Origin of the sequence: Legionella fallonii LLAP-10 (assembly GCF_000953135.1) — a bacterium.
In the GTDB taxonomy this organism is placed as follows: domain Bacteria; phylum Pseudomonadota; class Gammaproteobacteria; order Legionellales; family Legionellaceae; genus Legionella; species Legionella fallonii.
Genome location: NZ_LN614827.1, coordinates 2,204,230 through 2,221,431, shown reverse-complemented (window position 1 = coordinate 2,221,431; position 17,202 = coordinate 2,204,230). Strand labels below are relative to the sequence as shown.

Here is a 17,202-nt window from a genome sequence, read left to right as displayed (position 1 = left end):
GTGAGTTAATATGGCAAGATTCAAGACACACGGAGAGCGAATGAAGCATAAACAAGCAAAGCTAATTTCTGCTTCAATGTGGCACGATAATCAATTATTTTACGAAACCTTAGATGATACTGTGCTTTCTATTATGAAAGTCAAAAATAGTGAAGATATAATTCCTTTTTTAATTAAATCTTATCCTAAGCTCAATGATCAATGGAAGAAAAAGCAAGCCTGGTTAGGTATTGCATTAACTCAACCTAATAATTTTCAAATACTTCTAGAGACAGCGAGAATACTGGAGTTCAGTAAAAACAACCTATTTTCATTATTCGCCATTTTAGGAAACGTGGCTTTTTTAGATGCTTATGCAAAACAACATCAAAGCAGCGAAGTTTTAGAAATGATTAAGGATAATGAGTTTTATGCATACAGAAAGGGGGCTGAGCACGGCAATTCTGGCATATTAACATTTTTAGAGACCAAGGCTTCCAATCTTACTTTGGAAATGATCCTTTCCGATAATTTTGCTGCTTATAAAAATGCTGCTCGCAACGGTCATGTGGATGTTATTAAAGACTTAGAGACAAAGGCATCTGATTTAGTCCTTGAAATGATAGGGGCACAAAACTATTATGCATTCAGGATGGGGGCAAGAAATGGTCATATGGGAGTACTAAGGCACTTGGGATCTAAAGCTCCTCAATTATTTAATAAAATGGTGGAGACTGATAATTTTTTTGCTTACCGTACGTCTGTAGAAAATGCTCATTTAGACGTGAGTAATTGGTTGCTCTCAAATAGCAGTAGTTGTTTCGCCTATGCTGAAGCTCATGTGCATGAATTTGGTCAAACTAGTGTTAACCCATTCATAGAACAACGACTTACTGCTCTTCATAGTGAAGCACTCAATGTACCTCCTACTAGTGTTTTTGACATCCATGATTCTGAACAGGCCAAAATTTGTTTTTACATAGTAAGAAATTTAATTCGTCGTAATGATCGCGCCATGGATGACGAGATTAAGTTTTTACTGAATATACCCTCAGTAAAAGCCTTGGCGCATACTGCCGTTACTCCAGGACAATCCAATGAGCTGGTACGGTTTGCTCTGACAATAGGTAATCAAGGCGCGGCTTCAATCCTATTAAATATTCCTGATGTCAGAGTTTTGACTGAACAAAACGATTTTTATCGTGCAGAAGTCAGAGGACAATTAGACTTGGAACAATTGAGTAAAGATCGTGAGTCGTCCATGACGGCCTTGACAAAAGGAGAGCAAAAACGTCTTGATGACGCCATCAAACGTTATGGACCTACTCTGAAAAGCATGGGGGCGGCCAAGCTTACGAATGCTTTACGTGAACAGTTAAAAAAGCGGTATACAGAGAATCCGGCATCGATAGTTGATCATAATGGAGATAAAATTATCCTGCCTATGGATTTTGCAGAATTCCAAAAAATAAAATTGAGCAAAAAAGACTACGAACTCGCGTTAAAGGCATATTTTCAAAATAAAGACCATACGGCATGGCGCTATTTAGCTAAGCCTAATCCATGGATGCATCCTGAGGCAGAATATATTTATATCGATAAAAATACTTCTGCAAAATGGTCGACTTTTGAAGATTATCAACCGCTCATTGCAATGCTTTGGTTGGCTGCTAGTGATAAAGAAACGGCACCTACTGAGGGACATACTTTAGAATCTCGATTGGATCATTTTGTTGCGGAGTTGGCCCTCATTGGTCGTTCTCACAATTGGGATAAAACACGAATTAATTCAAAAGATAAGCAAGAAGAATATGATGACTTAGAGAGAGATAGACCTTCTTGTTACTCCGGTGTCAAACGGAGGCTTTTTCAATCCGTCTTAGGACATCCTCTTATCACCATTTTGACGGAAGATATGATTTTAGAAGAGGTAAGAACCTTTGCTCGTGAACATTTTCAATTATCTATTAATGAAGACAATAAAGAGGCATTAAAAGCCGCATTCGATGATTATATTATCAATACAAATGACATCAGCAAGTTCAACAAAGACCTTCTAAAAACTCTAAATATCCCTGCTGAAAAACAATTGGAATTTGAACGAAACTTATCAAGAAAATACGGGGCTCAATACTCCGAAGACTTCACTTTTATGAACATAGTTCGTAACAAATTGACCTTATCTACTAATGAAAACGATTTTTTTAATAATTGCCATACTCTAATGCTTGATGGAGTTGCTGGAGTGTATCAGATGTTAGATGGCATTGCTGAATCAAACACTGAAAGCAAGCAAGAGGGTGTGAAAGTGGGAGAAATGGGATTTTTTAAAAGTAAACAAGAGGAAGTAATTCCCAGTGGTTCCAATGACACACCCTCTAGTCATCTTTCGTTGAACTAAATGAATTTCTCTAGGGGGCTGTTTGCAATTCTATTGTATTAATAAGTACGTGGCTGCTTTGCGATAATCATGATGTGTCTCGCAAAGCCCATCCAAAATCCGTTCCTTTAATTCTATTGCCTCGTTGATACCGTATACGCAGATATAAGTTCATAGCCACTTGTACCTTTCTTTTCTGTTTCCTTGCCTTCAACAACAGATATTTTGAAGTCATTCTTTATTTTCTGAATCATAAAACGCTTAATTTTTTGTTAATCTGGCAATTGTATAATTAAACTGTATATATATAGGTTGTATTTTGGTAAGAAAACTATTTAACGGAAATCAAATGGAATACGAAGAGGTACTAAGTCCCTCATTTCTTTAGATAATAAACCAATTTAACGCACATCAATCGGAATTTTTGCCCAACAATTATACTAATGGCATAACCAATCTCACGAGAGTGGGTAAATTAAAGCAAACAGAATGCTGGGAGTCGATATGGCTAAGTACGTTGAGCAAATTGCAGGCCTATTTTCTAAACTAGACATAACTCAGGTAGAGTCTCATGCAAAGAGAATGAGTTTTGATCAAGTTAAAATAATGCAATCAGAAATTTTACCTCAAATAAAAGACTTAGAGCGTAGAAGGCAACTAAAGGCATTCTTATCCGAGCGTGAACAGCAAATTTATGCTACCAGCGGAAAACAAACTGTCCTTGAAAATGCGCTCCAAAGTCATGAAAGGATTAGCGATCAGCTTAAAGTGATATTTGATGATGTTACTCAAGATATAGTTTCAGGATTAAATAAGGAAACGGTAAAAGAAGCACTTCTGCACAAAGCCTCAACTAATGAATTATTTGTACTTAAACGTAAATTAAGCATCATGGCTTCCAATGCGGCACTAGAAGTATTAAAAATTGATATAGATGCTGAAATAGAAAAGCGGAAAAATAAACCAGACATGGATCCCAAAGTATGGATGGATGAGTTCCGTGAAAGGAAAAAGAATGAGGGGAACCTTCAGTGGGAAGCGGAACAATGGCAAAAATTAATTAAGCATAGCCAAGAAATTAATGAAGCGCTGTATCTACCTCCACCCAGAACGTATGAGAATGTTGAAAACTATAAACCAGGGATGTTGGCAATTGCAAAGGATTGGATGTATAACGCAGCTGCAACCGCTTTAGGATTTTTGCTTAAAGTCCTCGTCATGGTGGTGGCGTATGTACCCCTGAAAATTTATACTTTTTTTACATCGACTCCAACGCCTCCAACAGTAAAAGAGTATAAACCTGTTCCAGAGGGATTTTCAGAACAAGAAACACACACTCTAGAATTATGGCGTGATGGGGGCGCTCGAGTTGTAGCAGACTCCACAGGTCTAACCTCAGTAGGCGGTACAAAAAAACGTGATAAAGAAAGTATTCAAAGTTCTCTCCAATCTCGTTTTGGGATGGTTCTTGCTTCACAAATGGTGTCGGCAACAGAAAATGAACATCACAAAGATGTGAGAACTGTAATCGGCTCTTTAGTAAAACCTGATGATAGTGATAAAACGATCAGATCAATACACGAGGCCATCAAAGGTGTCGTTAATCCCATTGCTTATAATCCTTTAAATTGCGAACATGCCTGTTCTAAGGGCGGAGATGCTGACATAGTAACTGCCATGGAGTACGAGCTATTCAAAGTATTATCGGAAAATTCAGAAAAATTTGACAAGTACGGATTGAAACTTTCAAAAAGAGAAAAAGAACAGATAGATCGTTATTATTACACTATGGATAGAAGTAAAGATTTAAACCATATGCTGAAATTCGTCTGTTCAGATGGGGGTGGATACAGAAAGTCGGATCCCAAAAAAGGGGAGCCCAAAGACCGTTTCATCAAGGTTGAGGAAGATTTTGAACTGAAGAAAAATATATTTGAAGAGAGGTTATTTCTAGGGAGCAGAAAGTTACAAGACGCGATTAAGAACCTGCCGGATGGCGAGTCATTGTACCTTGAGACCGGCTTAGAGGGCCATGCAATGCAGCTGGTCATCAAAAAGGAAAATGGGAACATTAAACTGTCTACCTACGATTCTTCTGGTGCTTTAGAGAATACGACACTAGCCAAAGGAGGCATTAGTGTTATTAGAGACGGAGCAAAAGGTTTTTGGGATACTCTTGTTAACAAAGGTTTATGGAAGGCTCTGTCGGATCTTGGAAGTGCTATTTGGGGACTCTACCAATTATGGACAATGGGCACGAAATCAATGCGTAAGAATGCATTATCTTTCACTGTTCCCGAAGGGAAGTTATATACGGCAGAAGGTTTAGATTATTTAAGTACATTAATACGCTCCAACTCACTGGCTGGCTGGGCACAAACACATTTTGATTTAAATACTAGACATACCACCATGGAAGAACGCGCTCAGATGGGGTATTTCAGCAGATTAGCGGCTTTAAACGCGCAGTCTGATGTTTATTCAAATTATATCAAAAATTTTAGTTCCATCGCTTCTCCTGATGCGCTACCAGAATTTGAGGACTTATTACAACGACCACAAAATACCTCAAACTGTTTTGCCAAAAAATCGCAATCTTGCGAATTATATGAGTTAGGGAAAGGAACGTATAAAAAAGTTAGACTGGCGATGTTGTTGGAGCAAAGAGAAGGCATATTGAACGATGTATGTGGTAGGGAAGGGGAGGTTCACGCTGAAAACGCAGTTAGATTTATTAGTCCGCAGTATGTAGATATGTTGAAAAGTATCGAACCTGAATATCTTTCTCCTGACGAGTTGTATGATGTGTCCATGCGCTTGGCCGAATTAGATAGTCCACCGACTACGGATTATTATAAAACTTATTTTAAAGCGATGATGGATGCTAAAGTTGAACTTGTTAAAAGCGATCCAAAACACGTTGTCATCGGACGTATAAACGACAAAATCTCCGATCATGCCAAAGCTTTATATTTGTATTTAAAAGCTAATAATAAGCAATCAGAAATTGAAGCAATCTTCGCGCCTGCTGTGTATAGCGAAGATCCTGCTTTTGATTGGACGTCAGGGGTTATGCCGTTAAAGACTGATGAGGATGGTAAGGTAAATGACGCTGCGTTGACAAGATTAAGCGAACATTCTACCGCTATGACGTGGAAAGCCACTATACAATTAGTGAATCATCAGATTAAGAAGCTAAGTGTCAATGAACGATATATAGAATCTGAGAGTGAGTGTTTGCAATCCGTTAGTAGTTGGGGCGTGTCAAGTGTCACAGTCCAGGATCTGATGGATGCAAATATAGTTAATTACACTACTAATACTGACAGAAAAGAATATACTAAAATCGAATTAAATGTAGGTGGGAAACGAAGAGAAATTGATCACGAGACGTTTTTTAACCTCTTAACAAAAAGTGCAAACAAGGCTGCACTTACAAATCCTAACGTAATTGGGGTTATAAATTATTTACGTAATTCATCAACCGCTATTGATGCCCTATATAAGGACAGAATGCGCGATGTACAACGTCAGGCTTTTGCAGAGAAGCTTGCTGCTAGTATCGATAAAGCCACTAAGCGTCTAGAAGCTGATGTGTTGAAATTTACTGAAATTGAACAGAAATTGACGACAATGATTGATAATGATTTTGCAAAACTCATCAAGTCAGTTGAGGAACAAATTCAGAATGAAAAAGCAACTATCGGTATAGGAAAAAATTCAGTCAAATTAAGAAATCTTGAAGCACGCCTAGATCTCCTTAAAAAAGAAGTTGTAGAACTTGAGAGTTTGAAACTTTCTATAAGCACAAAACTGGCAAAACTGAAAATCGATGGCTCTGTTCCTGGTTCCTTAAGAAATAGTATCGCTAAAGCAACCGAAATTTATGGACGGATCAGTGCTAAAAAATCTGATTTACAAACGAGTAACGCTATATGTCATGCATTTTCGTCTGCGGATGAATGTCTAGAAAAAGTACATGAGGACTTGGCCTTAGCTACAAAGACTTTTGAAGTGGATGATATTGAAAAACAAGTAAATGACCGACATATTCAAATTAATAAATTCCGCGAGCGAGTCATTAATACTCATATGGAAACTAATCCTCAATTTAGAATACTGGATGAACTCTCCGCTGGAAGAATAGGAACTGAGACAGATCGAAATCGAGATATGTATCGTCAAAACGCGCGGGAGCGAGCTGAGTTTTACAAACAAGGAAAAAATACGTTCTTACCAGGCTCTGTATTTTATGAAATACAAAGCTTGAATAAAATGCTTAAAGCAAAAGCCTTTGAGATTGTAGAGCGAAAGGTCGTTTTGATGGCGGATAATTATAATCCAAACGATCTCGATTCTATGTCATCCGGAAATGATGAGTATATAAAGCTTGACGGGATGTCTGCGGAATTGAGTAAGGAGCCTATACCTGATGAGATTAAAAAGGAATGGGTTCGTGAGATGTTTGCCATATGGTTAAAGCACGAACATCCCGAGAAATTAAACAAGATTCAGACTAGCTCAAATCCGACCGAAGCTATTAATAATGCTTTTCATCATTTTTTAGAACAAAAAGCAAACATTAAATATGCGGCACTTAAACAATCTGGATACGCCATAGATCTTAATGAGAGTCAAATTCAGGAAATGGGATGGAAGCCGATTGACATCAATGCTGTTCGTCAAGAGCGTCATAATGCTGCACTAATCATTGCATCAAAATTTAGAAAAATGTTGGGAGATAGTCAACCAAAACCAAAAGTTACGACTTCTGTTGATGCAGTTAAGTTATCTGGTGAGGATTTGGTAAGACAACATGAAGTCTCAGATGTAGAAGATTTTGAACCACCCAAGGAGAATTTTAAACAGCTGTATCAAAATGTGGTGATCGATGGAAGTACCCTGAAATTTTTGCGTGAAAATCCCACACCTGCTCCAAAAGGAGAAACACAGCAGCATTGCGCTCAATATTTTAAAGATTTTGCAACACATTTGACCAAATTGCATACATTTAATGGCTTGGAAAATAAAAGTGAACGGATTATCGAATTTTGTGATTCTGCGGCATCCAAGATCTTTAATTTGCCTTATCCTCCTCCTCCTGAATTGGTAACGGAAATAGCTAACAGCATGCTGGCACGTTTTCGAGCTGACGACGAAGATGAGACATTAGATCAATCGTTCATGGATCTAGAGAATAATGAACGCTCTCAACTCTTAACGGGTTTAATAAAGTTGAGTCTGTCACCAATTGATCCACGCGTCGATGCAAAAGTTAATCCTAAATTCTATTCCACTATCAAACAATGGGAGAAGTTAATCATTCCTCGTGATGAGGCTATGTCAACAAAAATTGGGTTGTTAACTCCAGATGGAACTAAACCAGTTGATATTACGTTATTAACAGAAGTTGATCTTGCACTCCACGGCTCTCCTGTTGGTTTAGAGGGTTTGTATGAGGGGCAAAGGGGATTACAGGTTGCATTAATCGACTATGGTAAAGAAAAGTCGGTAGATGCTGCATTGCGCAAACTTGCTGATAAACTTGGTATGCGCAATGGCGATGCCTTATTAGCTCGACAAGTTATCGAATATTATTCAGATAAAGCGTTTCTACTTTCAAAAGATGGAATTAATAGCACACAAGGTCGAGAATTTTTTGAGCGAGCATTTTTAGATGCATTTAGAAATGCCACCACAATCAAAGAAAAAAAGCAGTTGCTGGATTTCCTACAGAATTTGCCTTTAGATCAAGCCAAGATACCTTGCATACTTAAAGCACCTCATGAATCATTTATTAATGAGCTATTACTCAAAGCCGCAAATACTGATCCAAAAGCATTCAAGGAAATTACTGGCATAAATGTTCCATTAACAACTGCAACAGATGCGTTTATAAATTCATTAACTTTAGACAATCCATTGAGCGCAAAAAAAACAGATGCTACAGATCGACTCTTTGGATTTGCCAGAGAGATTAATGTACTTACACTAAAAATTGAGCATTTTACTAATAAGCCACAACCACTTGATAAAGCTGATGAGGCCCAATTGGATGAGCTCTACTCTAAATTGATATGCTCCAACTTGGCCTATAAATTAACGTATGATCAGGCAACTGAAGAGACTATATCTAACCTTAAAAAGAACTTTGAATTTACTAGAGAAATGGGATTAGTTCAGGCTAATATAAGCAAACATCAGGATAACATTACTGAGTTCGCAACAACGCTCAATCGAAACGAGCGTGCTGCAATTTTCACGAGAGTTTTTACTGCTTATGCGAAAGACGCTAAATTTGATGGTCATAAGATTCAGATTGAAACGTCCGCTTCCTCTACTAAAGATCTCCCTGGTTTCATAACGTTGGTCGGTCGGACAACGCTGGACGTTTTACATGGTGCTCTTTATGTGGGTAATAATAGATTAGGAGTAATGCCAGCGCATATTCAATCCAATATAGCCTTACAAGAATTGGGGATTGGTGGTCTTCCATTTAGACCTAAAGACGGGGGGTATATATATACCGAGGACAATGTAAAAGAAGGTGGTAACAAAGTAAAAGCGTCAATAACACCACAAGAAGATGGCAGTCTTATTATCCAAAGAGAGTTAAAAACCTTAGATGGTAGTACTAAAATTCTTCAATATATCCAGCCCGATATGATGCGTTCAGTGCCCATTGCATTAAAACGAAGGTTGAATGCGGAACATTATTTCGTAGATTCTACTGGGACAATTCATGGATTCACGGCTGGCTTTAAACCCGTATTACAATTATCAGAAGGCTATAATGAAGTATGGAGCGGTAAATTAATAGATCATCGTGGCAAATCAGTTGATATTACTCTGCGTACCGAAGACGAATCTGCCGTTCACGAGTTGACCGGTGTTTTCCCTTCAGATGAATTGATCAATGTTAATAAGAATACTGTCTATGTGCCATCCATTGCTAAATATGTAATTTACGATGAGATTTCAAATAATTATTTTCTTTCAGATAATGACAGCCTTGCTGAGATGTCCTCAAGAATGCACCTTAGAATAATGAAAGAAGGTGCTGCTTATGTAACAAAAGTATTATCAGACTTTGAGGAAGATGAAGTAAATGAACTGAAAGAGGAAATAAGAAAACAAAGTAAAGAATATCTAAAAGAGCAAATTCAAGGGGGTCTAGTTAGGCTGCAGAGGATAGAAGGAAAAGCAGATTCGGTTAGCGTTCAACAAAAAGAAACACTTACGAAGCAAATCCAGGAAGCTGAGTCAAGAATCAAATTGCTTGAAGGAAAAGGTTTACTCAGTAGGCAAGCAAGAGAGCTCGTCGCTAAAAAAATAATAGCTTGTGAGAATAAGATTAGAGAAATTACTAATCCAGAGCACTTTATCTTTGTAGCGAAATCATCCCAGATTGAAGTGCTAGAAAAGTCGCTTTCTGAACTCAAAAAGGCAATGGAGCAATCCTATCTGGAGTTTAAAGATGGTGGAAAAGATAGAGATATACTTGCAACACAATATGAGGCAAGGAAAAACGCATATTTACAAGGAAAGCATAAACTTGACCAGGCTTACGCAATAGCAAGTTATCTGCGAACTTATAGCGACAAAGATGGTGCATTAAAGGCTAAAGACATCCAAAGTATTCTTCATATTGCTTCGGTAGAGGGTAAAACTACAGTTTTTACCAAACTATTAGGCGCTAATGCTCCAAAACTTCCTTTAAAATCCAGCGAACTCGATCAATTACAAAATATCAAGAAGGCGCTTTTAGCAAAAGAAGAGCCTCTAGCAATAGAGGATAGAGCTGCTCGAACAATGTTGATTGGTATAGAACTGCAACATCATCTGTTAGAGCGAGCTGCCTGTGCCTATGGTAGATTAGATAACTGGAATAGAGATGCCTATGGCACATTAGTAAATGAGTTCCTGACAGAATTAGACGCTATTTTAAGGGAGGAGAAAAAGCATCCCGGAAAATTTCCACACGACCAGTTTTCTGAGCTGTGGCGTTCTATACAATCTGAATTTACAGATAATACTAAGATCTCTGAGCTGTGGGCATCTATACAATCTGAATATTCAGAGGAAGAGAGGATAGAGTTTGATGCTAAAATGCTCGAAAGCTTCTTTGTCAAACCCATAACTCCTGTTGACACAGGTGAGAATAAACCTATAAGTCTTAATGCACGAACGACAGATATGCCAATCGAATCAATGGGTGCTCGTTCGCTAGTCAAAATTAAATTATATGGTAATCCTCTAGAACTTATTGACGAGGCGCAGCTTGAGCTTGAAGAACGTTTAAGATCAGATTTAAGTGAAAGTAGAGACTCAATCCAAGCGCAAGAAGATGGTTATTATTACGAAAATTATGGCGTATTTAATACGAAAACTCTCGAAAAATTATTTAGTGTTACCCCCAGCCATAAGGGACTCGGCGGCTTAAGCCAAGAAAACGTTGACAAGTTATTTGACTTAATGAAACAAAATGGATGGATTCGTTCTGTAGGCCCGGCAGAGAAAGGGCAATATCAGCTTGCACTGCACCCTAGTGACTTTTACTCCTCTCCAAAAATAGCTGGTTACCTCGCTGAGAAAGGGTTTGCACAAAGCGAAATACGCGCTATTTCTGATAGACTGGAGACATTTTTATACCAAACTGCAGTTAATGGCGGAACCTACTCCATAAAAGAAAGGGCTAGGGATGAGTTAATTGAAAAAGTTACTGAAGCTCAAGAAAAATGTAATCTTGAGTATTTAATGGCCAAAGATAAACTTGAATCCATTTTAGCAGATTCATCTCCACAAGTTACTTTTGCTGAACTCAATGCGGCTTATCTTTTAAATGACTACAGTAAGCTTCTTTCTAAGTTCCCTGAAGGGAGTGATCTTCATCAAGTTGAGATAGCATTGAATAATGGCATGACTCGGTTGTTGTATTACAAAACAGAGCTGGATCATTTAAATGATATACAAGAAACATTTAAGAAAGGAGAAGATGCAAAAGCAGTTTCAATGTTGCATATTAAACGAAACTACCAACTTGATCGACTACTTGATTCTGAAATTGCGTTAGATACAACTATAACGGATCCAAAACAGGTTGAACAAGAAAGAAAAATGCAAAGAGCATATCTCTTATTTGAATCTGGATTTGGTCATCGTTGTAATACTCGCCAAGTAAATATCTTCCGTGGTCTACTGCTTGATGATGATACTAATCCTGACAAAATTGACTCTGCTCAAGCTCGAATGGGATTTGGTAAGACAACTCTATTACCATTGGTTGCTTTATACAAAACTGAACCGAATAAATTAGTTCGCTTTATAGTCCCTAAATCAGCACTAGAAACAAATACAGCCGATATGTCCTCAAGCTTAGGTGATTTGCTGGGTGGCCGTGCAGTAAAAGATGATTTCCAACGTTATAGAATCGAGACAGACCTTAAGCCGGATATGGGCTTGGACAGTCCACGATTAAAATCATTGCAAAATGCCAAAGAAGATCTGCGGAAACGATTCGCCTTGTATGAAAGGATCAGAGAAAATCGTGAAGTGCTTGTGCAAGCACCTAACGTTCGTAACTCTATGGAGTGTCAAGTTAAGATTTTCTTAGATATGCTGAATAGAATTAACCCTAAGGAGACGTTACAACGAAAAGAGCTTGTAGAATGTATTTCAGTGCTTAATAAAATTCGTTCTCTAACAACTATTTCAGTATTTGATGAGTTGGATGCTACACAAGATAGCGCAACAACAGACGTAAACTATACTTCAGGTGAAAAAGAATCACTTGACTCAGATGAAATTTATCCATTGGAAGTTATTACCCAAACGATAAAAGCGGCCGAAAATAGATCGCCTGATGCGCTGACTGATGCAATGCTCGCAAAATTTAACATTATAGATGATTCTGAGCATAGTATTAAGAAATACATTATGTCTTTGGAGGTAGATCAACCTAAAGGGGTTAACGATACTAACTGTAAGCAAATTTATTTAATGCGCGCAGTTCTCACCGATCCGGTTATGCTCAGTGTTTTTATCGAAAAGGAACCAGGAACAGACTTTGGGGTTTGGTTTCAAACAGCTATAGATGGATCAAAACAATATGATTATGATGCGCTTAGAACAGGTAATGAATCGAAGTCTACTAAACCATTGTTAATTACAATCCCCTATCAAGCCGCAAATACACCGAAGCCACAGGGATCGAGATTTGATAATCCAGAAGTCACAGCAATTACAACCTTTTTGTATTATCTCGATTCTAAGACCAAAGTATATGAAGACCCTCATTTAGAGTTTTTAATTGATTCGATCCGAACTGGGGTTGGTGAGAAACCGTTCTTGGATTCAACAGGTCAACAAATGGAACCTGAATTTCTGGAAATATTTGAGGAACTTAAAAAATTAGCCGAAATTGAAGACCCCATTATCAGAAATTCGCAAAGACACGAGTACTTCAAGATTCTAGATAAAGACGGCGTAGCTTTTAGAAAAATGCTGGCTCGCACTATTATCCAAGAGCAAATAAAGTTCGATACTGGTAAAGCCAACAGTAATCGTTATGAGCAAGGAACGATGCAGGATGTTGTAATTGGATTCTCAGGCACTGCGGGTGATACTTCCTCTCATTTTAAACAGAATATGCTTGACCCGGCTGCCGATGGGAACATGACATTAGGGATTATGGGAAGACAAAACTGTCAAACCACCACAACACTTGATACGGATGGTTTTACTAAGAAGGGCGATTATACAGCTAATTTGATTAAAGAGTTAGCAACATCTTCATTTAAAGATAATACAAGAACATTTATTGATGTAGGTGGATTATGTAAGATCTCTAATCGGGGCGTTGCGTTTGAAATTGCAAAACAATTAAAACAAAAAGAGGATCCGCTAAAAGGGTTAAAAGGCGTTATTTTCTACGATGACGTAACCAATATGAAAAAGGTTCTTACTTTGGATGAAGCCGGTAAGGAAACCATTGTTGATTTAACCCCGGAAATGGTGACTGACTCTGATAAGAATGGAAGTTATTTTACGTACTATGATCAAAGCCACTCACGCGGTGCTGACATTAAACAGATGAATGGAGCCAATGCTGTTCTAACGTTGAATTTTACAGTTACAAATAATGATTACAAACAAGCTATCATGAGAATGAGAAAAATTGTTGACAAGACCGCGGGTCAATCATTCTCAATCGCTGTGCCTGAGAATGTAAAAGAACAAATCTTCATTGATCTGAAGCTTAGAAAAGAAGACAGACTCAAGGGACTGACAGGAAACGATATCGCTTTTTGGTTAAGACAAAAAGAACTCAAAAGTAATTTAAACAATATTTCTGTATTGAGGGCGGAGTTAGATTCAGTTGTTAAAAATGCAGTTTTGCAACAACAAGCAGAGATAACCAAGTTAATGGGTTCTGAGAATCTATCCGATGAACAAGTCAAACATTTCAGTTCTTTTGTACGCAAACTAAATGAAATTACGTCTTTGCCTTTTATTCCTAACACCGTAGGTGATTTAAAGGCCAAATATGGCGGTAAATATGGGGAAACTACCAAAGAACAATTTATTAAAGAGTTAGAGACTTTATTCAAAAAGCGTATGGATGAGCTTTATGAAGCAGTTGATAAGGCAAGAACAGATATGGAACTCCCCCAAAGAGAGGGCAAGGGTGTACCTGAAAAAGACTTAGATGAAAAAGATCCCTACTTTGCGATGAAAAAGAGAATTATAGCAAGACGTGAAACTCAATTAAGCGAAAAATTTGTGATTCCGTCTGATCGCGGCAATGCTTTAGCTGAAGGCGAAGCCGTCACAGAAAATCAATCTCAAAGTCAATCACAAAGCCAGAGCCAAAGCCAAAGCCAAACTCAAACACACTCATTTTCTGAGGTTAATAATGAAGAGGTGGTTGTTGAAGCTCGATTATTAAAACATGACATAACGGTTGAACCTGCTTCTGTCGCTTATTTATCTAAGCCTTTAGAAATTAGTGCGTTACCTTTGGCGAGCAAAACAGCCCATATGACGAAGTTGTTTAAAGAGGGTGATCCTGTTCGCTGTAGCCCAACTTATAAAAACACGGATCCTTTACCTCCAGTCCGTTATTTTGTGGCTCGTGAAGTCGGTGATCCAAAAGTTATTTTAATCAATCAAGATGAAGCAAATAAATTTAAAGCCTCACCTCCAGTAGGTTGGAGTCTATATGACATCCGGGTTACCAATACGCATGAGGTGTCTAAAGCAAAAACTCTAATACCTATAGTTGGACCTGAAATAGCGTCTATACAAGACCCACTGGTGAAGAAAATAAATTTTGCCGCTTATAGAAATCCAGTAGTCGGGGAGACTGTTGCAGAATTGGCTAATTCGTTTACGGGAATATTAACTCCGAAACAACTTCAACCTACATTGGACATAACGTATTCTGCTACAAAAAATGTCACCGCTCAGGATGAAGTGTTAAAATTACCAGAATGGGGTTTTACTGGAAAAAATACAGCAAAATGTAAAATCCAAATTCAGGAAACTGAAACATTAAAAAACAGAGATGAGAGTGGAAAGGAGTATAAAGAAAATGGTATCACTATCTCAATAGGTGAAAAAGATGCCAAAGCAGACGTGTTTATTTCTTCAAAACTAAATGACCGTTTCACCAAAGGGGAAAACCCCAAAAAGATTAAGAACATTGCAGCTGAAATTGAGAAGGAACGAGAAACAGCAATGGAGGATCGCACCTCGCTTAAAAAAGAGCACCATGAGCTTCGAGTGCGTAAGAATGACAGGATGGACTACTATGCGAATGAAATTCAGAAGTTAAAAGATCAAAGAGCAAATGTTATTAAATTGGGAACGAAAGCAATAGTTGATGGTTACCCTAAAGCGATGCAATCTTTGCTAGACACTAAAGAGTGGTCCAATGGCCCAGTTGGTGAGGTGGCCTTGAAGCACCTGAAAATGTTTGCTAGAAATAGAGTTTATGGTGCAAGTCAATTTGGGTTTCAGCTAGATGGCGTATGGTGTGCAGATCTTGAGATGGGGATTTCGCATTGTTTAAACAAACTCTATAAAAAGAATCAAACCAGCGAATTGGCCGGGGAGGAATTAAGGAAGCAATTAAATCGCGAATTGGGCAAGCTTCTGACGATTGTGGAAAAGAGATATTCTGATGAAGTTCCCTATCAAAATGTCAATGTTTTACCAATGGATTCTTTATTTGCTGCTAGTCAAGAGCCGGCTATACTTCTTAATAAAAAGACAAATCAAAATGTTCAATTCATGGGGCAAGACTTTGAGCTCGCCTTTAAAAATTTATTCTATGATGTTTATGCTGAAAATATCAATGATAAATTCCCAATTGGCGTTAAAGAAAGAACTAAACCCTTCGATGATTTTTCTAAACATGTTAAAAGCGTAATTTTCCTGGCTAGAAGAGAAGAGCCACCACTTACTCAAGAGCAGCTTCAGGAACGAGTATTGGCGGCTGTTAGGAACTTTGCATCCAGAACAGGTAACAATCAGGCGGCTATGGAAAAAAGATTCAAGGATAGATTGTGTTACTCAATCACTGCCGGACTCAATAAAGAAGAGAGTAAGAAAGCCATAGTTAAAGCGATTGGCAGCATGGTTATGAATGGCATTATTGACGTCGCTGGGGCAGCCAGTGACGAGCGAAAAGCTTTTTATGGACGTATTGGTGCTCTTGCAGCGAGCAAGATTGATAAAAATGATTTTGCACTACCAGAGAGACTAAAAGATTATCAAACCCATCCTATCTCTAAGGATGAAATCAGGCTGGCTATTAAAGAGGCATTAGCTAATCAAAAAGTAAAGGTAACCGCATCAGAAATCGATGTTATGGTTAATGATACAGTTGCGAGGATGGGGGGCCAAAAAGCCCTTGAAGAGCTTTTGAAAAATAATTATAGACCAGTTCAAGGTCGTGAAGCGAAGTTCGCCCCCGACCCTTTAACTGGTGACCCTCGAATAATGTTTGACTCTAGCCATAAAGAAATATTAAAGATGGATAAGAAGGTTCTAGAGCTTGAGATGAAAATAAGTGACCTGAAAAAACAGCGAAAAGACGAAATAGCTATGATCGATGAGAAATGTAGAGTTGTTAGAATGAAATTAGATCAAAATGAGGTGGTGTTGACAAGATTAGATGGGGAGTGGAATGCGATTCGCACATTGATTGACGGCATTAAAAAATTCTTTGGGGTCTTCACCACAGATAATCACGTTGTTGTGGATGCTCTCGAAGATGATTTCTTTGATGTTCATTTCGATATACCTACAATTATCGATAAAAAGGTATCCGCTACTGCCGATCTAACATTTACTCCACCAGAGTACTATGATGTGCAGACTGAAATGTTAGAGCAGCGTGAACAATTACATGGGCTTGATGATCGCATGATTGACGACCGTGCAATTGAGGTTCGAGCTGAGGGTTCGGTTCTTCACGCCGGAAAAGTCGTTGCCAAAGAAGCGGGTGAGGTACATCCGAGAGATAATGTAGTGAACGGGTTAGTGAGTGAACAAGGATCGGATCAACGACAAGAAGTAGGCGTTGTTAATATAGGGTTCTTCAAATTGGAAACAGTTAAAGTAGACCCAGTACTGGTAGTTGTAGATGCACCTGTTGGAGAAAATCCTTATGTCGATGGTCGAGAAGATAAAGATCATACCAGTGATTTAAGTCATCCTCCAAAGCACGACACCAAAGGAAAAACAGTTAAATATGGAACTCTAATTCAGGATGAGGGAAGCAAAGAAAAGATCCAAGACGACAATGCGTTTAAACTGTAATAAGAGGCTACCCGAAA

At 38.2% G+C, this 17,202-nt stretch carries 2 protein-coding genes; both read left to right on the top strand.

The window, feature by feature from the left end; translation table 11 throughout:
• Window positions 1–40 precede the first annotated feature (40 nt).
• A complete protein-coding gene (locus LFA_RS08915; RefSeq protein ID WP_045095886.1) occupies window positions 41–2,380 on the top strand; it encodes a hypothetical protein in 2,340 nt (779 codons plus the stop codon).
• 747 nt (window positions 2,381–3,127) lie between these two features.
• Window positions 3,128–17,185, top strand: coding sequence for a DUF3638 domain-containing protein (locus LFA_RS18860; RefSeq protein ID WP_231865829.1), 14,058 nt, complete (start codon window positions 3,128–3,130; stop codon window positions 17,183–17,185).
• Window positions 17,186–17,202: the final 17 nt, after the last annotated feature.

Excerpts from the sequence above, each read along its gene's own strand:
- LFA_RS08915 (WP_045095886.1), top strand. The coding sequence starts at position 41 with ATGAAGCATAAACAAGCAAAGCTAATTTCTGCTTCAATGTGGCACGAT.